Origin of the sequence: Streptomyces inusitatus, from assembly GCF_014651115.1 — a bacterium.
Classification (GTDB): domain Bacteria; phylum Actinomycetota; class Actinomycetes; order Streptomycetales; family Streptomycetaceae; genus Streptomyces; species Streptomyces amakusaensis.
Genome location: NZ_BMWG01000016.1, coordinates 119843 through 139475 on the forward strand (window position 1 = coordinate 119843; position 19633 = coordinate 139475).

General features: G+C 72.2%; 19 protein-coding genes. 11 read left to right on the plus strand and 8 right to left on the minus strand.

Features of this window, described 5'->3' with window-relative positions; all coding sequences use genetic code 11:
- Nucleotides 1-25: 25 nt before the first annotated feature.
- From IE247_RS22830 to IE247_RS22860, 7 genes are read left to right on the plus strand one after another with little or no spacing between them, the layout of a single operon-like run.
- Nucleotides 26-853 (plus strand): class I SAM-dependent methyltransferase, encoded by an 828-nt coding sequence (locus IE247_RS22830; protein ID WP_190125101.1) that lies wholly within the window; start codon nt 26-28, stop codon nt 851-853.
- Nucleotides 846-1826 (plus strand): 3-oxoacyl-[acyl-carrier-protein] synthase III C-terminal domain-containing protein, encoded by a 981-nt coding sequence (locus tag IE247_RS22835; RefSeq protein WP_190125102.1) that lies wholly within the window; start codon nt 846-848, stop codon nt 1824-1826. Before IE247_RS22830 ends, IE247_RS22835 begins: the two co-directional genes overlap by 8 nt.
- Before the next feature lie 6 nt (nt 1827-1832).
- On the plus strand, nt 1833-3224 hold the full coding sequence (locus IE247_RS22840; RefSeq protein WP_190125103.1) for a preATP grasp domain-containing protein: 1392 nt from the start codon (nt 1833-1835) through the stop codon (nt 3222-3224).
- Entirely contained in the window at nt 3221-4540 is a 1320-nt protein-coding gene (locus tag IE247_RS22845) for a type III PLP-dependent enzyme (protein WP_190125104.1), read from the plus strand. Before IE247_RS22840 ends, IE247_RS22845 begins: the two co-directional genes overlap by 4 nt.
- Before the next feature lie 2 nt (nt 4541-4542).
- Entirely contained in the window at nt 4543-4830 is a 288-nt protein-coding gene (locus tag IE247_RS22850) for a phosphopantetheine-binding protein (RefSeq protein ID WP_190125105.1), read from the plus strand.
- A 16-nt stretch (nt 4831-4846) separates the two neighbouring features.
- Entirely contained in the window at nt 4847-5653 is an 807-nt protein-coding gene (locus IE247_RS22855) for a hypothetical protein (RefSeq protein WP_190125106.1), read from the plus strand.
- 3 nt (nt 5654-5656) lie between these two features.
- Nucleotides 5657-6112, plus strand: coding sequence for a holo-ACP synthase (locus tag IE247_RS22860; RefSeq protein WP_190125107.1), 456 nt, complete (start codon nt 5657-5659; stop codon nt 6110-6112).
- Between the two features lie 99 nt (nt 6113-6211).
- Here IE247_RS22860 and IE247_RS22865 read toward each other — a convergent pair whose 3' ends face one another.
- Nucleotides 6212-6841, minus strand: coding sequence for a pyridoxamine 5'-phosphate oxidase family protein (locus IE247_RS22865; protein WP_190125108.1), 630 nt, complete (start codon nt 6839-6841; stop codon nt 6212-6214).
- A 97-nt stretch (nt 6842-6938) separates the two neighbouring features.
- Nucleotides 6939-8789, minus strand: a complete 1851-nt coding sequence (gene asnB / locus IE247_RS22870) for an asparagine synthase (glutamine-hydrolyzing) (RefSeq protein ID WP_190125109.1) — start codon at nt 8787-8789, stop codon at nt 6939-6941.
- A 301-nt stretch (nt 8790-9090) separates the two neighbouring features.
- Here asnB and IE247_RS22875 point away from each other — a divergent pair, with 301 nt between their 5' ends.
- Complete coding sequence (locus tag IE247_RS22875) at nt 9091-9417, plus strand: ArsR/SmtB family transcription factor (RefSeq protein WP_190125110.1); 327 nt, start codon at nt 9091-9093, stop codon at nt 9415-9417.
- Nucleotides 9418-9524: 107 nt separating this feature from the next.
- Here IE247_RS22875 and IE247_RS22880 read toward each other — a convergent pair whose 3' ends face one another.
- On the minus strand, nt 9525-10064 hold the full coding sequence (locus IE247_RS22880; protein WP_190125111.1) for a TetR/AcrR family transcriptional regulator: 540 nt from the start codon (nt 10062-10064) through the stop codon (nt 9525-9527).
- 273 nt (nt 10065-10337) lie between these two features.
- Between IE247_RS22880 and IE247_RS22885 the strand changes: the two genes are divergently transcribed.
- A complete protein-coding gene (locus IE247_RS22885) occupies nt 10338-11534 on the plus strand; it encodes an MFS transporter (protein WP_229869289.1) in 1197 nt (398 codons plus the stop codon).
- A 126-nt stretch (nt 11535-11660) separates the two neighbouring features.
- Here the strand turns inward: IE247_RS22885 and IE247_RS22890 are convergent, their stop codons facing one another.
- Together IE247_RS22890 and IE247_RS22895 are read right to left on the minus strand one after the other, a co-directional pair.
- A complete protein-coding gene (locus tag IE247_RS22890; RefSeq protein ID WP_190125113.1) occupies nt 11661-12860 on the minus strand; it encodes a LuxR C-terminal-related transcriptional regulator in 1200 nt (399 codons plus the stop codon).
- A 12-nt stretch (nt 12861-12872) separates the two neighbouring features.
- Nucleotides 12873-13583 carry a thioesterase II family protein gene (locus tag IE247_RS22895; protein ID WP_373305601.1) on the minus strand — a complete coding sequence of 237 codons (711 nt, stop codon included), beginning with the start codon at nt 13581-13583 and terminating at the stop codon, nt 12873-12875.
- Between the two features lie 508 nt (nt 13584-14091).
- Between IE247_RS22895 and IE247_RS22900 the strand changes: the two genes are divergently transcribed.
- Together IE247_RS22900 and IE247_RS22905 are read left to right on the plus strand one after the other, a co-directional pair.
- Nucleotides 14092-15579, plus strand: a complete 1488-nt coding sequence (locus IE247_RS22900; protein ID WP_190125115.1) for a hypothetical protein — start codon at nt 14092-14094, stop codon at nt 15577-15579.
- 63 nt (nt 15580-15642) lie between these two features.
- Complete coding sequence (locus IE247_RS22905) at nt 15643-16545, plus strand: SAM-dependent methyltransferase (protein ID WP_190125116.1); 903 nt, start codon at nt 15643-15645, stop codon at nt 16543-16545.
- A 181-nt stretch (nt 16546-16726) separates the two neighbouring features.
- On the opposite strand, the gene IE247_RS22910 is transcribed toward IE247_RS22905, so the two are convergent.
- The 3 genes from IE247_RS22910 to IE247_RS22920 are packed head-to-tail and all read right to left on the minus strand — an operon-like array spanning nt 16727 to nt 19618.
- Entirely contained in the window at nt 16727-17482 is a 756-nt protein-coding gene (locus tag IE247_RS22910) for an SDR family oxidoreductase (RefSeq protein WP_190125117.1), read from the minus strand.
- Nucleotides 17479-18324: a TauD/TfdA family dioxygenase gene (locus IE247_RS22915; protein WP_190125118.1), complete on the minus strand. Its 846-nt coding sequence runs from the start codon at nt 18322-18324 to the stop codon at nt 17479-17481. Before IE247_RS22915 ends, IE247_RS22910 begins: the two co-directional genes overlap by 4 nt.
- Before the next feature lie 37 nt (nt 18325-18361).
- Nucleotides 18362-19618, minus strand: coding sequence for an aspartate aminotransferase family protein (locus tag IE247_RS22920; RefSeq protein ID WP_190125119.1), 1257 nt, complete (start codon nt 19616-19618; stop codon nt 18362-18364).
- Nucleotides 19619-19633 lie beyond the last annotated feature (15 nt).

Consider the following 19633-nt stretch of genomic DNA (forward strand, 5'->3'; position numbering starts at 1 on the left):
CCAGACGCCGAGAAAGGGTTGAGCAGTGGAAGCCGTCTCGTACACAGCGCAATGGACCGCGGCCGCACGCGCGGTGGAGACCGAGCGCGAGTCGGGAGCCCTCTTCGAGGACCCGTTCGCCCGCGCGCTCGCCGCCCCGCGCGGCTTCGAGCTGCTGGAGGAATACGGCGGCGGTGGCCTGCTGCCCTTCATCGCCATCAGAACCCGCTTCTACGACGACGCCGCGCGCGCCGTCCTCGCCGAGACCGGCATCCGCCAGGTGGTGTCCGTCGCCACCGGCATGGACACCCGGGCCTTCCGGCTCGACTGGCCGGAAGGCACCGTGCTGTACGAGGTCGACCACGGCGGCCTCATCCAGGAGAAGCGCGCCCGGCTGGCCCGGCTCGGCGCGTCCGCGCGGGCCGAGCGCCGGGAGGTCTCCGCCGATCTGGCGACCGACTGGCTGCCCGCCCTCGCCCACGCCGGGCACGACCCCAACCTGCCCACCCTCTGGCTCGCCGAGGGCCTCTTCTTCTTCCTCACCGAGGAGCAGGCGGGCGGGCTGCTGAACACCCTGGCCGCCGCCTCCGCGCCGGGCAGCCGGCTCGTCACCGACATGGTCAGCCGCCAGCTGCTGCGCAGCCCCTTCAACCAGAGCTTCCTCGCGGCGCTGAAGAAGGACGGCACCCCCTGGCGGTTCGGCACCGACGAGCCCGAGGAGTTCCTCGCCGCCAACCGCTGGAAGACCTACGAGGTCCGTGAGCCGGGCGAGCCGGGCGCGGGCGAGGGCCGCTGGCCGTACGAGGTCCAGCCGCGCGCCCGGCGCGGCGTCTCCCGCTCCTGGCTGATCGGCGCGGAGGTCACCGGTGCCTGACCGGGCGGCCACCACCCTGGAGCGGATCGAGTCCTTTCTGCCCGAGCGCACGGTAAGGGTCGACGAACTCGCCGAGAGCCTCGGACTGCGACGCGCCGAGGCCGGTGTCTTCCGGAAGATCTACGGACTCGACGAGCTGCGTTTTGACCCCGGCAACACCCTCTTCGACCTCGCCCTCCCGCCCGCCCGGCGCGCCCTGGAGGCGCTCCCCGAGGGCGCCCGCGTCCGCTACGTCGTCTACGCCCACACCATCCAGACCCTCGCCCCGCCCGACCTGGACCCGGCCCGTATGATCCGCGACGCGCTCGGACTGCACGACGCCGAGGCCTTCGCCGTCAGCCAGCAGGCCTGTGTCAGCAGCCTCGGCGCGATCGACGCGGTCGCCGAACTGCTGCGCGCGGAGGCGGGCGAGAGCAACGGCCCGGACGGGCCGAGCCGGGCGTACGCGCTGATGGTCACCGGCGAGCGCGCCTTCTCCCCGACCGTCCAGCTCATCCCGAACACCGCCGTGATGGCCGACGCCGGAGCCGCCTGTCTGCTCACCGTCGGCGGCCCCGGCGACATCGTGCGCTCCTACCTCACCCGCACCCTCGGCGAGTACGCGGCCGGCCTGCGGCTGACCAAGGAGGAGACCAGGGAGTACGGCGCGGTCTACGCCCAGGCCCTCGCCGGGGTGATGCGCGGGGCCGTCGCGGAGGCCGGACTCGACTTCTCCGACATCGAGATGATCATCCCGCACAACGTCAACCTCATCTCCTGGCGGGGCGTCATCAAGGAGATGGGCCTCGACCCCGGCCGGGTCTTCCTGGAGAACGTCCCGCGCTACAGCCACTGCTACGCCTCCGACAACTTCGTCAACTATGTGACGCTCAGGGACAGCGGCCGCCTCGTCGACGGCGCGGACTACCTCTTCGTCTCCGTCGGCCTCGGCGCGACACTGGGCGCGATGGTGGTCCGCCACCGGAGGCGGTGAGCGCCGATGAGCATCGCCGCGCACCCGCCCGCCGCGCCCGGCTACACCGCCGGTCTCAAAGAGGCCCTCACCGGCCGCCGGGACGCCCGCTTCGTCTGGCTGTGCAACTTCGAGGCCGAGAACGAATGGGCGCACCGCCACCGGGGCCTCCCGGCCCCCCGCCCGCCCGCCCGGGGCCCGCTGACACAGCGCATGGAGGAGCTGGGCGCGCTGCTCGCCGAACCCGGCGACACCCTCCTCCTCGGCACGGGCCTCGACCCCGGCTACCGCCGCTACGCCGAGCGGGCCGGGCTCGCCCTCCCCGCCGAACTGGTCGTCCCCGCCCCGCCCGGCGCGAGCGCCGCCGACACCAGCCGGGCGGTGCTCGCCTCGCCCGGCACGCTGCGGCGGCTGGGCGAACTCGCCCGGGACGGCGCGTATCTGATGCCGATGGGCAACACGGCCCTGGAGGAGCGGATCGCCGCGGAGACCGGACTGCGCCCCGCGGTCGCCGGGGCCGCGGTCACCGAGCGCGTCAACAGCAAGATCTACAGCCGCCGGGTGACGGAGCTGCTCGGTCTGCGGACCGTCCCGGGCCATGTCTGCGAGAGCGTGGACGAGCTGCGCGAGGCGCTCGGACCGTACGACACCGAGCGGCGGCCGTTGATCGTCAAGGACGCCTACGGGGTCTCCGGGCGCGGACTGTTCGTGGTCGACGGCCCCGCCAAGGCGAAACGGCTGCTGAGGATGGCCGAGCAGCGCGCCCGTCGGCTCGGCGACGGAGCGCTCCACGCCGTCGTCGAGCACTTCCTGCCCAAGAAGGCCGATCTCGCCTACCAGTTCGTGATCGACCGCCGGGGCCGGGTACGCCTGGACTTCGTCAAGGAGGCCCTGATCGTCCAGGGCGTGCCCGGCGGCCACCGGATGCCCGCCGCCCTGGACGACGGCCTCCACGACGAGCTTGCGAAGGCCGCCGAGCTGCTCGGACGGCGGCTGTACGAGGACGGGTTCTTCGGTGTGGTGGGCGTGGACGGGCTGCTCGGCGCGGACGGGCTGCTCTACCCCGTACTGGAGATCAACGCCCGCCTCAGCATGGGCAGTTACCAGGGCCGGGTGCTGGAGCGGTTCATGCGGCCCGGCACCGCCGCCCTCGCCCGGCGGCATCCGCTGAGACTGAGCGGGCCCGTGCCCTTCGCCGACCTCCTGGCAGCGATCGGCGACCCGCCCCCGGGCGACGGCGGCCCGGGCGCCGTCATCACCTGCTTCGGCACGGTCAACGCGCACGCGGGCGAGGGCGGTTCCTTCCGGGGCCGGCTCCACACCGTGCTGTTCGCCGCCGACCGGGCCGGGCTCACCGCCCTCGACGAAAAGATCACCGCCGCGCTGGGGCGGGTGGCGGGCATCGAAGGGACCTCATGAACGCCGCCGAACTCCATGTCCAGGGAGTGCCGGTCTCCCGGCTCGCCGAACGCTACGGCACCCCGCTGTTCGTCTACGACGCCGAGGAGCTGCACTCCGTCCACCACCGGCTGAGGGAGCTGCTGCACCCCGCCGTCGACATCTTCTTCTCCCTCAAGGCCAACCCCAACATCAGTATCTGCGCCTACCTCAACTCACTCGGGGCGGGCGCGGAACTCTCCTCGGCGGTGGAACTCCTCACCGCCCGCCGGGCGGGCGTCGACCCCGCCGACATGATCTTCCTCGGCCCCGGCAAGACCCGCGAGGAACTCCGCGCCTGCCTCGACGCCGGCATCTCCGCGATCGTCTGCGAGTCGCTCGCGGAACTCCGCGTCCTGGACGGACTCGCCGAGGAGACCGGCCGCACCGGCGTACCCGTACTCCTGCGGATCAACCCCGACTTCGCGGGCCGGGGGACCGGCCTCACCATGGGCGGCAAACCCCGCCAGTTCGGCATCGACGCCGAGACGCTGCGCGGCGCGCGCACCGAGCTGGCCGCCCTGCGGCGAATCCGGGTGACCGGATTCCACGCCTATATGGGCACCCGCTTCCTCGACCCCGCCCACATCGTCGCCAACACCCGCCAGATCCTGGACCTCGCCGAGGAGCTGTCCCGCACCCTCGGCATCCCGCTGGAGACCGTCGACATCGGCGGCGGCCTCGGCGTCGCCTACTTCGACAACGAGAAGGACTTCGACCTCGGCGAACTCACCGGCGGCCTCAACGCGGCGGTGGAGCCCTTCGTACGCGCCCACCCCGGCTGCCGGCTGATCACCGAACTCGGCCGCTATCTCACCGCCACCGCCGGCCGCTATGTCACCCGCGCGCTCTATGTGAAGGAGTCGATGGGGGAGACCTTCGTCGTCGCCGACGGCGGCACCAACCACATCATGCCCGCCGTGGGCATCGGCGGCTTCGTCAAGCGCAATTTCCCCATCCGCTCCCTGAGCCGGTACGACGCCGAGCCGACCCACGCCTACACCGTCACCGGGCCGCTCTGCACCCCCAGCGACGTCATCGCCAAACGGGTCGCCCTGCCCGCCGTCGAACCCGGCGACCTCATCGGCGTCGAGCGCGCGGGCGCGTACGGACCCTCCGCGTCGCCCGGACACTTCCTCAGCCACGGCTTCCCCGCCGAGGTCCTGGTCCACCGGGGCGTACCCCACCTCGTCAGAGAACGGGACACCGCAGAGGACCTGCTGGCCCGACAACGACTCGTCGACCTCGACCCCGACCCCGACCTCGACACCGCACGGAAACGGAACGGGAGCGCATGACCATGGAACGCCCGAAACTGCTGTACGCCATCGAGTCGGCGCTCACCGAGGTGATGGAGCGCGACCCCGCCGAGATCACCGCGATCACCGAGGACACCCGGCTCTTCGAGGACCTCTTCCTCGACTCCACCTCCGTACTCGAACTCCTCGTCACCCTGGAGGACCTCACCGGACTCGAAGTCGACCCCGAGGAACTCGACATGGACGACTTCCGCACGGTGGGCACACTCGCCGACCGCGTCGGGAGCCAGCTTCTCGCCGGGGCCCCCGCCGGCCCCGACGAGGCATGAGGGGAGACCCCGGACGATGCCCACTCTCCAGGCCGCCGTCAGCGTGGTCGCGCCGCCGCGCAAGCCCTATGCGAGCGATCCGCGGCTGCTCTCCTTCCACCGCGATCTGGTGGAGCCCTTCGGGGGGAGCGTCGACGAGTCCCTGTTGCGCGCCGGACCCAACATCAGCCATCAGGACCTGGTCGACCATCTCGCCCGCGCCGAGGAGATCCGGGACGCCAAGCCGGATCTGATCGTGCTCAGCCACGCCCTGCCCGACCTCCACCCCTTCACCGCCGTCGCCCCCCATCTCAATATGCTCCTCGGCGGCGGGGCCACCAGCACCGGCATCTCCCAGCAGGGGCTGGCCGCGCCCTTCACCGCGCTGCGGCTGGTCGCCGGATACCAGCGAGGCGGGCGCTGCGCACAGGCCGTGATCGCCGTACTCGAACAGACCACCCTGCCCACCCACTTCCCGCTGGCGCACGACACCCCGCTGGTGGACTCGGGAGTGCTGCTGCTCCTGGGCACGGACGAGAGCGAGGGACCCGTGCTGGGCGAGGCGGAGACCCTGCCGGCCGGGACCTCGCCCGCCGGGCGGCTGGCCGCGCTGACGGCGGCCGACCCGGACGGCACCCTGGTGGTCGCCGGACCGTGGGTCGAGGAGACCGGACTCGGCCCCCGGACACACCGGACCGACCGGGGCACCTACTGCACCAGTGTGTGGCTGGCGCTGGCCCGGCACTGGCGCGCCTGGCGTCAGGAGTACGCGGCGGTCGTGCTCTGCGACACCGACCCGCTCTCGGGCGCGAGCCATCTCGCCGTCCTGCGCGGCGGGCGGTAGACCGTGTGGCTCGGCGTCGACGTCCTGCGTACGGACGAGATCGCCCGGCTGCTCGAACGGCCCTGGTTCCGCGCCTGGGCCTACGCGCCCCAGGAGCTGGAGATCGCGGCCTCCTTCGGCGAGGCGCGCGCCCGGGAGTTCCTCACCGGCAGGTTCGCCGCGAAGGAGGCCATCCTCAAGGCGCTCGGCACCGGCGTCGGCGCGGGGATCGTGCCGCGGCAGGCGGCGGTGGTGCGCACCGGGGCGGGAGCCCCGCTGGTCCGGCTGGCGGGGCCCGCCGCCCGGCGCGCCGAGGAGCTGGGGATGGCCGGGGTGACGGTCTCCATCACCCATAAGCGGGGGCTCGTCGTCGCGGCGGCGATCGGCCTGCCGCGACCGGGCCCCGGCGCCGGTTCCGGCCCGGCGGTCACGGCCGCCGAGGTGGTGCGGCGCGTCCACGAGCTGGCGGCCCTGCCCTGAACCGCCCGCCGGGCACGCCGGAACAGCTTGGGCACGCCGGAACCGCCGGACGGCCTCGCGCACCCCGTACCCCGCCCGGACCCACACCCCGGGCGGGGCTCAGGGCGTTCCCGGTGCTCCCAGCCGGGCCCGGAGTTCCTTGTTCTCCGCCTCCAGTGCGGCCATGCGCTCGCGGACGGGCTGGAGCGCCTCCTGAAGCTCCTCCTCGCTGAAGCGCGGGGTGATGTGCTGGGGGCAGTTCCAGTTGAGGCCCTCGACCCTGATGGTGAACAGCCGCTCCACCCGGCCGTCGGTGCGCGGTTCGGTGAGCCGCTCCGTCAGCTCGGGGTTCTCCTCGGGCCGGCTCTCCGTGGCGTGTCCCAGGAGTTTGAGCCGGGTCTGGCGCGCGTAGTCCATGAAGAACAGCGCCACCCGGTCGTTCTGGCGGAGATTGCCCGCGCTGATGTACTGGCGGTTGCCCCGGACGTCGGCGAAGGCGAGCGTGTGCGCGTCGAGGATGTGGAGGAAGCCGCGCGGGCCGCCCCGGTACTGGATGTAGGGCCAGCCGGTGTCGCCCACACTGGCCATGTAGAAGCCGTCGCGGGAGGCGATGAACCCGGCCTCGTTGGGACCCAGCGGGTCGGGCCGGTCGCCCTCGGCGAGCTGCCGCTGGGCCGCGAGCGCGCTGCCGTTCTCGCGCTGGGTCGCGCGGACCGACTCGGTGTAGGCGATACGGGCGAATCTGGTCATGGCGCGTCCTTGCCGTGGAAGGGGTGCGCGGCGGGGCGGGCCCGCCCGTGGTGTCCGGGCCGGCCCGCCCCGCCGCGATGGGTGGGGAGAGAGTCCGTCACAGATCCAGCGTGACGGAGTACGAGGTCAGCCACGAGTCGAGGCCGAGGACCAGCTCCACGCCGGTACGGCTCTGCTGCGGGCTGATGTCGCCGACGGCGGAGCCCAGCAGCCGGCGGGCCGCGGCGGTGTCGAGCAGCGGCAGCACCGGCGAGGAGGGATTCGCCAGCACCGCGTCCAGCGACCTCCGGAGCGCCCGGTCGTAGGCGGGATCCTGGGTGGTGGGGTACGGGCTCTTGACCCGCTCGACTATGGACTGGGGCAGCAGATCCCTGGTGGCGGCGCGCAGCAGGCTCTTCTCCCGGCCGTCGAAGGTCTTCATCCGCCAGGGCACGTTGAAGACGTAGTCGACCAGCCGGTGGTCGCAGAAGGGGACCCGGACCTCCAGGCCGACCGCCATGCTCATCCGGTCCTTGCGGTCCAGCAGGGCCTGGACGAAGCGGGTGAGGTTCACATAGCTGAGCTGCCGCATCCTGCGGTCGGCGCCGCTCTCGCCGGGGAGCCGGGGGGCCTCGCCCATCGCGCCCGAGAAGCTGTCGCGCAGGAAGTCCGGCATATTGAGCTTCTGGAGCAGCCCCGGGTCGAAGAGGCTCTTGTCGTCGAAGAAGGCGCGGGTCGCCGAGGCCAGCCAGGGGAAGACGTCGCCCTGGACGGCCTCGGGGTCGAAGAACCAGCGGTAGCCGCCGAAGACCTCGTCGGCGGACTCCCCGGAGAGCGCCACCGTGGAGTGCTCGCGCACCGCCTGGAAGAGCCGGTAGAGCGAGGGCCACATGTCGCCCCAGTAGGCGGGGGGCAGATCGACGGCGCGCAGGATGGCGGCCCGCAGCTCCGGATCGGCCATCTCCGAGCTCTCCAGCACGATCTCGCTGTGGTCGGCCCCGACATGGGCGGCGAGGTCGCGGACGAAGGGCGCGTCCGCGGTGCCGCGCAGATGGTCGACCACATGCTCCTCGCCGTGGGTGTCGAAGTCCACGGAGAAGGAGCGCACCGGTCCCGCGCCGTCCCTGGCCAGGCCCTTGGCGGCCAGTGCGGTGATCGCGGAGGAGTCGAGGCCGCCGGAGAGCAGGCTGCACAGCGGGACGTCGGAGATCAGCTGGCGGTCCACGATGTCTTCGAGCAGCCCCCGGACGGTGGAGACCGTGGTGTCCAGGTCGTCGGTGTGCTCCCGGGCCTCCAGCGCCCAGTAGGTCCGCTTGGTGAGGCCGGCCCGGCTGACCTTGACGACCTGGCCGGGGCGTACCTCGTACATCCCGGAGAAGACCGCGTGCTCGGGGGTCTTGACCATCTCCAGGACCTCGCGCAGCCCGTCGGCGTCGATCCGGCGGGGCACCGAGGGGTGGGCGAGGATGGCCTTGGGCTCGGAGCCGAAGAGCACACCGCCGGGGAGCGGGTGGTAGTAGAGCGGTTTGACGCCCATCCGGTCGCGCATCAGAAGGAGTTCCTGGCGGCGGACGTCCCAGATGGCGAAGGCGAACATGCCGTTGAGGCGGTCGACGACGCCCTCGCCCCACTCCAGATAGCCGCGGAGGACCACCTCGGTGTCGCTGCGGGTGCGGAAGGAGTGGCCCCGGCCGGTCAACTCCTGGCGTAACTCGGGGAAGTTGTAGACCTCGCCGCTGTAGGTGAGGACGGCCAGCTCGCGCCCGTCCTCCTGGGCGACCATGGGCTGACGGCCGCCTTCGAGGTCGATCACGGAGAGCCTGCGGTGGCCCAGGGCGGCGTGCTCGTCCGCCCAGGCGCCCTCGTCGTCGGGGCCCCGGCAGGACATGGTCTCGGTCATGGCGGCCAACTGGGCCCGCTCGCCGCGGAGATCTCGCTCGAAGTCCACCCAGCCGGTGATTCCACACATGGTGACTCCTCGGGTCGTGGGGATCGCCGCACGGGGCTCATCTCCTGAGGTGTGCCGTGCGGTCTGCCATGGGACGCGTACGCGGTACGGGAGTGCCGTGGGGATGCCCGGTGGGGAGCGGTGACTCGGGGGCTCGGCGCTCGCGCGGAAGGGGGCCGATGGGTGGGGAACCCGGAACTCGGCGGTCCTGGGGCTCAGTCGCCCCGGAAGCCAACTACATCGATTCCCATCGACTGTTCCGATGAGGATCGTAACACTGTCCGGCACGTATCATAAGGGCCGACTCTCATCGGAGGCTGGCATGGACGATCGGCGATACGCCTGGCTGCCCGAACCCGACCTCGACCGGGTCGAACTGGGCACGGTGCTCCAGGCCCTGGCGGATCCGGTACGGCTGCGGATCATCCGGCTGCTGGACGCCTCGGGCGAGGGCTCGTGCAGCACGCTCGATGTGACGGTCAAACGCTCGACCGTCTCCCACCATCTGCGCACCCTGCGAGAGAGCGGTCTGGTCTCCACCCGGATCGACGGCAACGCCCGCTTCAGCCGGCTGCGCAGACAGGATCTGGAGCGGCGCTTCCCGGGGCTGCTGGACTCGGTGCTGTCGGCGGCCCCCGCGCGCCCCTGAGCCGTCGGACACGGGAGCGCTCGCGCCGCGAGGCGGCGGCCGGGCCCTCCCGCGTACGGTCCTCCCGCGTACGGCCCTCGCTCGCGAGCCCTTCGCCCGTACGTCCTTCATGACAGCAGCCCCGCCGCGATCCCGCGCGCGCACCGGATCGGCTCGGCGCTGCGCTCGCGCACGACGGTGACGGTCGCCCCGTCCATCAGCAGGACGAACTTCCGGGCCAGCGCGGCGCAGTCGGGCTGACCCGCCTCCGCGAGCAGCTCGGCGATGAAGGCGGCGACGGCCCTCTTGTGCTCGGTCGCGACCCGGTGGACCGGGCCGTCGGCGTCGGAGAACTCCGTCATGGCGTTGCTGAAGGCGCAGCCCCGGAAGTTCCCCTGCTCGCAGTCCTGTTCCAGGGCGTCGAAGACGGCCAGCGGGGCGCGGCCCCGGGCCGCCACCTCCGCCTCCAGCCACTGCCGCCAGAGCGTGTCCCGCTCCTCCAGCACCGCCACGACCAGCTCGTCCTTGCTGGCGAAGTGGCGGTAGAACGACGCGCGCCCGATGCCCGACGAGGCCAGCAGGCGTTCGACGCCGACCGCGCGGATGCCCTCCGCGAAGAAGAGTTCCCTGGCTGCCTCGATGAGCCGCTCGCGAGCGTGTGTGGCCATGGAGCCACCGTAATCGACCTTGACGGCAAACGGAAACGATCGGTACTGTCTCAACAGGACGGTACCGATTGGTTCCGAATGATCGACCCCCCCCGCTCGGGCAACTCCCCAGGCCCCTCGCCGCCCCGACGCCCCTGGCGCGCCACCCAGTTGCCCGTTGAAACCCAAGACTGGACGGTTATGGACAGCGGTATCCAAGGTAAATCCGAAGCATTACCCCCAAGCGCCGAGGAAGGCCTCCCCGAGCGCCGAGCCCCTCGCGGCAGCATCTTCATGCTGGGCTTCGCCACCTTCGCCATCGGTACGGACGAGTTCGTCCTGGCCGGAGTGCTCCCCGAACTCAGCGACGACCTCAGCGTCTCCGTCACCACCGCCGGCCAGGTGGTGACCGTCTTCGCGCTGACCTGCGCGGTGCTCGCGCCGATCCTGGCCACCGCCACCGCCCGGCGGGCCCGGCGCGGTGTGCTGATGCTCGCCGTCGTCGTCTATCTGGTGGGCAATGTCGCCACCGCCCTCGCCCCGACCTTCGCCACCGTGCTGATCGCCCAGATGGTCGCCGCCGCCGGAGCGGGGCTCTTCGTGCCGACCGCCGCGGTCACCGCGGCGGCGCTGGTCCCGCCGGGCCGCCAGGGCCGTGCCATCGCCGCGGTCACCACCGGATTCACCGCGGCCACCGCGCTCGGCGCGCCCATCGGCACCGCCCTGGGCGGCTATATGGGCTGGCGCTCGACGATGTGGTTCGTCGCCGTGCTCGCCGTGCTCGGCCTGATCGGCCTGCGGATCCTGGTGCCCGCCAAGATCGAGGCCCCGGCGGCGGAGAGCCTGAGGGCGCGCGTCGCACCGCTCAAGGACCGCCGGGTGCTGACCATCCTGGCGACCACCCTGATCGGCTTCACCGCCATCTACATGCCCTACACCTATATCGCCGTGGTCTTCGAACCGGCCACCGGCGGCAGCGGCGACCGGCTCGCGATCCTCATGTTCACCCTCGGAGTGATCGGCACCCTCGGCAACCTCGCCGCCGGACGGCTCGCGGACCGCATCGGCGGGCGCGGCGTGGTGGCGGTCGCCCTGGTGTGGATGGCGCTGAGCCTGGCCGTGTTCCCGCTGGCCACCGGCGCGTTCGTGTCCGCGCTCGTGATGATCGTCGTCTACGGCGTGGCGGCCTTCGCCATCACCTCGCCCCAGCAGCACCGGCTGATCACGCTCAACCCGCAGGCCGCCTCCGTGCTGGTGTCGCTGAACGCGGCGATCCTGTACCTGGCGATCTCCCTCTCCGGGGCCGTGGGCGCGGTCGGCATCAGCTGGGTCGGAGCCAACTCGCTGCCGCTGATCGCCGCCGCGCTGGCCCTCGTCGCCCTGGGGATCTCCGAGGTGGGCCACCGGATGTCCCGCCGGGCCCCGGCCTCCGAACCCGAACCCGGGGCCGGGACGGCCGCCGCCGAACCCGCGCCGCTCAGCAAGGGCTGACCCATGAGGGAACTCCAGTGGCCGGCGCCCGGGTCGGCCGAAGGCCGCCAGGGCGCCGGCCCGGAGGGACCCGGGCCCGCCGCCCCCGGCCGGGCGGGAGCCCCGGCGGCCCGGCCGGGACCGCCGTCAGCAGGCCGAACGGCACTCCCGGCCGGCCCGGCGGGGGAGAGGCATCGCCGTCACCCCCTCCTCCCGGAGACCTGCCGCCCCGGACTCGGCCCCGCCCCCGCCGGCCGAGGGGCGGGGACAGCCGGCTCCGTCCAGGCCCAGCAGACCGGCCCGGGCGGCGGCCGCCCCCGCCTGGAAGCGGCTCTCCGCGCGCAACTCCTCCATGATTCCCGAGATGTGCCGCCGGAAGGTGCGCGGCGACATCCCCAGCCGGCGGGCGACGACCTCGTCCTTCAGCCCCGAGGACAGCAGCTGGAGAATGGCGCTCTTCACCGCGTCCAGCGTCCCGCCGTAGGAGGTCGAGCCGTCCTCGAACTCCACCGCCGCGTGCCAGGCGTGGTCGTGGAACCGGCGCAGGATCTCCACCAGCGTCGGGTCGTAGACCATGAGGGGCTTCACCGTGTCCCCCGAGGGCGAGGGCAGCAGCACCAGCGCCGCCCTGCTGTCGAAGACCACCAGATGACCGAAGAGATCGTCGGAGGTGCGGGCGTCCGCCCCGGCGGCCACCGCCTCGTGCACCCGTCCCCGGGCGTCGGTGTCGGTGCGCACGGTGTGCTGATGGAGGGTGCGGACCGACACCCCCCGGCCCAGCGCCTGGAGCGTCAGCGGCCAGACCAGCCCGAAGAGCCGCCGGGTCTCACCGGCCCCCGCCTGCATCACCAGCATCTCCGAGGAGCAGTGCCGGGCCGCGTCGGCCAGCCGCAGCCGCAGCTGCTCCTCGTCCTCGGTGACGACGATCGTCTCCTGCCGCAGCTGGGCCCGCTGCGAGGTGCTGAAGATGTCGGAGAAACGTTTCAACCGCCGGTGCGCGGCCGCGAGACTGCTCTGCTGCTCATGGATCCGCCGCTCCATCGGCGCGATCAGCTCCACCTGGGCGGCGCTGGGACTCTCCCCGGAGAACGTCCTCGTCGACTCGTCCAGCCGCACCAGCTTGAGATCCCGCAGCAGCCGCAGCGCCTGCTCGGCCTCCAGCCGCGAGACATGGAACTCCTCGGCCGCCTCCCGTACCTTGACCGCCCCGCGCGGCAGCGACCAGGAGTAGATCTGGAGGGCCAGCTCCTCCGACCTGCCGTCCGCGGGCAGCGGGCGATCGTTCCCCCCGGCGCCCTGTCCTCTGAAGGGACGAGGGATTTCCAGCGGTACCGTGCGCTTCGTCATGATCGCTTCCCTTCAGCAGTCGAGATCTTCAAGAATCGCCGTGACGAACTCCGCCGTGCGGGCGGTCCAGAAAAAATGGTCGCCGGGGAATTCGGCCAGCCGGAAAGAGGCTTCCGTATGGCCCTTCCAGGCGAGCGCCGCGACCCTGTCGACGTAGGGGTCCTCCGAGGAGAGCAGAAAGGTGACGGGACAGGACACCGTCTCGTCCGGAGGGCGGAGATAGGTGGAATTGAGCCGGTAGTCCTGACGTGTCACCGAAAGGATCATCCGGCGGAACGCCGGTCTGCCGAGCAGTTTCGGCGAGACGCCGCCCAGGGCGCGGAGTTCGTCGATGAGATCGTCGTCGGTCTCCAGCGGCCGCAGCCCCAGACCGGCGGAGGGCGAGGGCCGTCCCGAGACGAACAGCCGCACCGGAGCGCCGCCCCCGCGCTCCAGGGCGCGGGTCAGCTCGAAGGCGACGGCCGCCCCCATGCTGTGGCCGAGGACGGCCAGCGGCGGGCCCTCGCGCCAGGGGCGCAGCTCGTCGTGGATCCTTCCGGCCAGCTCCCCGATGTCCGCGGCGGCCGGTTCGGCGCCGCCGCCCCGGCGGCCCGGGTACTGCACGGACAGTACTTCCACCGATGGGGGGAAGGCAGCGGCCAGGGGCGAGAAAGCGCTGGCCGAAGCCCCCAGATAGGGGCAGCAGACCAGCCGGAAGCGTGGCTTCGGCACTGGATGGAACACTTTTATCCAGCTGCTCGGGTCAAGGTCGGGGTGGGCAGGGGACTCCGATGGCGGTGGGGTTGAAGTGCTCAATGAGCCCTCCGGGGTTGGGGGTGCCCCGGCGCGGCAGCGCGCGTCGGCGAAGTGGGCGGTTCCGGGTAGTCGTGGGGCCCGGCCCGTCGTCGTTCGTGATGTGCTCGTGCCCATGACGGTCGGACAGCTGCGAACCTCCTCGAAGGGGACGAAGGAATCACCTTGACCGATCTTGCCGAATGGATATGCACACGTCATCGCCCGAACCGGATTCACTTTTTCGGTCCGGCACGGCCCTTGCGACCAGGGGGTGTCCTTGATCGATTTTTGAAATATCCTCAAAGGGAACACTGATTCCTCGGGGCCCGGTGCCGTCGGCTCCCGAACTCCGTCGGCCTCCCCCGTAAGGAACTCATAAAGAACCGGTCCCGCGCGCCGGACGAAGCGCGAGGACCACCTTCCATCAGCTCATCGGTCTCTGCTGGGAGAATCATCCGTGAGTGGCGTCACCAAGCCGGGCAGCAAGGCGTACAGAACGAAATTACGCACCGAGTTGACAGAACTGGGCCTCTCGGAGCGCCAGGTCGCCGAGCAGATGGTGGCCGATCTGATCAGAGAGTGCGCCATGCGGCCGAGAACCGCGCACCGGGTCGCCCGGGAGATCTCACTGGAGAAGGCGGCGGCCGACTACAACGCCCTCTCCCGCGACCCCCGCGCCACGATGACCGGCGGCCGCGTCTGGGAGTACGAACAGTGGCCGCAGCGCGGCAGCCGCCCCTCCCCGAGAGTGCTGCGCCTCCTCGCCGCCGTCTACGGCACCACCTGGGAACGGCTGGTCGACGTGGACGACCTCCGGCACATGCCGGAACACGACCGGGCCGCCTACCAGTCCGCGCTCACCGCGCCCGCCACCGGCCGGAGCGGCACCGGCACCGCGACCGGCACCGCCGCCGGCAAGGAGCCCGAGACGGCCGCCGCCTTCGAACAGAGCGCCGTCGACTCCCTCGCCCTCGCGGCCAGGGTCTCCGGGACCAATGTCGACGCCGCCACCATCGAACTGCTCAACCAGGAACTCGTCGACCTCACCTACGTCGTCATGCACCACTCCCCGCACCGGGCCTTCCAACGCGCCCTCCTCCTCCGCGACCAGGTCTCCCAGCTCCTCAAGGGCCGTCAGCGCCTCACCCACACCCGCGACCTCTACGTCATCGCCGCCAAGTGCTGCGCCCTGCTCGCCTGGTTCGCCGAGGACCTCGGCTACCACGCTTCGGCCCTGGACCACGCCAGGGCCGGCTGGATCTGCGCGGAGCAGGCCGACCACAACGGGGCCCGCCGCTGGATCCGGGTCGTCCAGTCCCGGACCGCCTTCTGGGCCGGCGACTACATCGAGTCCGCCCGGCTCGCGGCCGACGGCCGGGGGCGGTTGTACGCGGACGGCGTGGAGCCCTATCTGATCCTGCTGGAGGCCCGCGCCTGGGCGGCGGCCGGCGAGGAACCCTGCGTACGCGAACTGCTCTCGCACTGGCAGGACGAACCCGTCTATCTCGTCGACCCCCGGAGCGAGGACCTCTTCTTCAACCTCACCCGGGACCGGCAGCACTATCTGGCCGGCGGCTCCCTGCTGCTGCTCGGAAAGAACGAGGAGGCCTCCGGCGAGCTGGAACAGGCCCTCACCCTCTTCGGCGATCTCCGCCGCGAGCACCGCTACTTCGGCATGGAACTGCTCAGCCGGATCGACGCGGCCCGCGCCCAGCTCCGCCACCGCGAGCTGGAGGCCGTGCCCCAGCTCCTCGACCCCGTACTCAAAAGCCACCCCTCGCAGCGGCTGAACATGTGCATCGTCGGCATGCACGGCATGCGCGCCGAGATCTCCGAACACCGCTTCCGGGGCAATCGCACGGCCCGCGTCCTGGCGGAGCGGATGCGGGACTTCTGCGCCCACTGGGCCGCCGCGGGCGAACAGACCGGCACCACGACCGCGTAGGCCGGACACCCCCGGGCCCCGGCGGGCGAACGATCACCGAAGCGAGAGAAGGACGAGAGCCCCATGCCCCGCAGCACCCCGCCGCCGCCCACCGGCATCGGCCTGACGGCCCTCCTCACGGCCGGCGCGCGCGTCGCCGAGAACATCCGCCTCGACCCCCTCTACCGGGACCATGTGGCCCCGCTCTTCCTGGAGTCGGCCGGGGCCCGGGACACCTGGTGGCCCTTCCCCGGCCGGGAGGAGGACGCCCTCTGGCGCTGGCTCAACGGCTACATACCCCTGCGCACCCGCTTCTTCGACGACTACCTCCTCGACGCCGGCCGCCGGGGCCGCCACCAGGTCGTCGTCCTCGGGGCCGGACTGGACACCCGCGCCTTCCGGCTGCCCTGGCCCTGTCCGGCGCCCGGCGGGGAGCCGGGCGACCGGGCGGCGACCGTGTACGAGATCGATCTGCCGTCCGTCCTCGACTTCAAGGAAGCCGTCCTGACCGGCCGTCGCGGACGGCCCCGGTGCGCGCGCGCCGCCGTCCGCGCCGATCTGCGGGGCAACTGGACGAGCGGCCTCCTCGCCGCCGGATTCCGCCCCGACCTGCCGACCGCCTGGCTGGCCGAGGGGCTCGCCGCCCATCTCGGCCCGGAGGAGAACGACCGCCTCATGGAGAGCGTCACCCGGCTCTCCGCCCCCGGCAGCCGGTTCGCCACCGAGTACTGGAACAGCGCCACCCTCCGGAGCTGGAGCGAGGCGATGGAAGGCGCGCCGTCGATGGACTTCCTCCGGCCCCATCTGCGGCCGGGCTGCCGGGGCGAACCCGAGGAGTGGTTCGCCGCCCACGGCTGGCAGGCCGATGTCCACGCCCTCACCGAACTCGCCCACACCCATCTGCGCCCGCGCGCCCTCGCCTCCGGCCCCCGGACCTCGGCGGCCGCCCGCGCCATGAACCGCGCACTGGTCGTCGCCGCCACCTGAATGCCGCGGCCCCTCGGCGCGGCCGCGCCCGGGGGCCCCGGGTCCGGCCCCCGGCCCCGGTCCCCTTCCCCCCTCCGGCCCCGCCCCCGGCCCCCCCCCCCCCGGAGGCCCCCGCGCCCCCGCGGCGCCGCCGCCCGGGGGGGCCGCGGCTCTGGCCCCGGTCCCGGTCCCGGTCCCGGTCTCAGCCTCGGCCGATGAACGGCATCGTCGTCGGCATGACCGTCAGGAACTGCACATTGGTGTCCGCCGGCATCGACGCCATCAGCAGCAGCGCCTCGGTGAAACGCGCCACCGGAATGGTCGCCTCCACCGCCATCGATCCATCGGCCTGCATCGCGGCCGGCTGCGGACCCCCGTCCATCGGGGTCACATTGCCGACGTCGATCTGACCGCAGGAGATGTTGTACGGCCGCCCGTCCAGCGAGAGACCCCGGGTCAGCCCCAGCACCGCGTGCTTGGCCGTGGTGTACGCGATCGCGTTCGGACGCGGCGCGTACGCGGAGGGAGCGCCGTTGTTGATGATGCGCCCGCCCTGCGGGGACTGGTCCCGCATCAGCCGGAACGCCTCCTGCGCGCAGAGGAAGGTCCCGGTGACCGTCGTGTCCATGATCCGGGTCCAGTCCGCGTACTCCACCTCCGTGACCGGCCTGCGGGGCACGGCCGCGCCCGCGTTGTTGAACAGCAGGTCCAGCCGGCCGAACCGGCTCCGTACGGTCTCGAACAGCGCCGTGACCCCGGCCGGCTCCCTGATGTCCGTGGGCACCGCGATCACCCGGTCGGCACCGGCCCCCGAGAGCGCGACGGTCTCCTCCAGCGCGTCCGCGCGCCGGCCGGCCAGCGCCACCGTCCATCCCTCGCCGAGCAGCGCCAGCGCGCTCGCCCGGCCGATGCCGCTGCCGCCGCCGGTGACGACGGCGATCCTGCCCCCGCCGCTCATCGGGTCTCGTCCATCCAGATGCGCAGCATCCGCCGCGACGGCGCGCCCGGCGTGTCGACATAGGCCGAACGTCCGTGCATCACCCGGCTGTTGCGGATGACCAGCAGATCGCCCGCGCCCAGTCGCATCCCGAAGGCGATCTCCGGCCGGTAGAGCACCTCGTCCAGACAGTCCAGCGCCTCCCGCCGGGCCGGGCTCAGCTCGGCGGACGCCCGTACCGTACGGGTCTGGTAGTAGCAGCAGATCTTCCCGTCGTCCTGGGTGAACAGAATGGGGGTGACGATGTGCTGCTGTCCCGCCCGGCCGCTGCGGTCGAAGGTCCACTCCTCCTTGAGGAGGGCGAGCACATCGGGCCGCTCCCGCTCGATGATGTCGTGGACGTGCCCGGCGCTCGCGAGCTTGGTGTTGCCCCCCTCGCTGCCCGCGGCGGGCTGGAGACAGAGCAGCACCAGCAGATCGCAGGTGTCGCAGTGGAAGCCCAGCTCGGTGTTGCCGTCGCCGTCGCGGTCGCGCAGCACCTGGGTCAGATCCCCCGCGGCGTTCTGCGGAATGATCTCCCCCAGCTCCCGCAGGGTGAACGACAGCGCGGAGACGATCGACTCATCGGGGGCGGAGGGGTCCATCAACCCGCTGACGTGCGCGAACCCCACGGTCTTGAGGCTGTTGCCGAGGAAGGAGCCCAGCTTCTCGCGTACCGGGTCGCCCGTCCCCCACTTCTCGGCGACGGCATCGTCCCACAGCAGCCGCCGGTCCTCGCCGGTGAACGGCAGGGACCACACCTCGCGTCGGGTGTCCAGATAGTCGCTGTTCCAGGCGATGTCGCGGAGCGTGTTCTCAGTCATGTCGTGATCAGTCCTTTCAACGGCGGCACGGTGTCGTTCACTCCGCCGCGGCGGAGACGGCCGCGGACCACAGCGTCAGCGCCTCGTCGATCTGCGCGGCCTTCACGACCAGCGCCGGAATCATCCGGATGATGTTGCCGTGCTCCCCGCAGGGCAGCAGCAGCAGTCCGCGCTCGGCGGCGGCCCGCTGGGCCCGCTGGGCGGTGAGCGGGTCGGGAGAGCCGTCGGGCAGGCAGAACTCGCTGCCCGCCATCAGCCCGAGCCCCCGGACGTCGGCGATGACGGGGAACTCGGAGGCGACCTTCCGCAGCCCCTCCAGCAGCCGCGCGCCCTGCTCGGCGGCGTTCGCCACCAGGCGTTCGTCACGGATGACGTCCAGCGTGGCGAGCGCGGCGGCGCAGGCCACCGCGTTGCCGCCGTAGGTGCCGCCCTGCGAGCCCGGCCACGCCTTGGCCATCAGCTCGGTGGGCGCGGCGATCGCGGAGAGCGGGAAACCGCTCGCCAGCCCCTTGGCGGTGATCACCACATCGGGCACGACGCCCGCGCTGTGCTGATGGGCCCAGAACCGGCCCGTACGGCCGAAGCCGGTCTGGACCTCGTCGAGGACCAGCAGGATCCCGTGCCGGTCCGCCCGCTCCCGAAGGCCCGCCAGGAAGGCCGCGGGCGCGGGGATGTAACCGCCCTCGCCGAGCACCGGCTCCACGAACATGGCGGCCGTCTCGGCCGGCGCGGTCACGGTGGCCAGCACCCGGTCGAGGCCGCGCAGCGCGTACTCGACGGCCTCCTCCTTGCTCATCCCCAGCCGGAAGGCGCTGGGGAAGGGGGCCACCGCGACGCCGGGCATCAGCGGGCCGATGCCCGCCCGGAAGCGGGTGCCCGCGGTGGTCAGCGAGGCGGCGCCCATGGTGCGCCCGTGGAAGCCGCCGTCGAACACGATCACGTTCTGCCGGCCGGTCGCGTGCCGGGCCAGCCGCAGCGCCGCCTCCACCGCCTCGCTGCCGGAGTTGAGGAAGAACAGCGAGTCCAGCCCGGGCGGCAGCACGTCGCCGAGCCGCTCGGTGAGCTGGAGCAGCTGGTTGTGCAGCACAGTCGTGTACTGCCCGTGGATGAGCTGTCCCGCCTGCTGCCGTACCGCCTCGACCACCCGGGGGTGGCAGTGACCGGTGCTGGTCACGCCGACCCCGGAGGTGAAGTCGAGATGGCGCCTGTCGTCGGCGTCGTAGAGGTACATCCCCTCGCCGCGGGTGGCGACGACCGGGGTGGCTTGCTTGAGCACCGGGGAGAGCTGGGGCATGGCGTCACTTTCTGT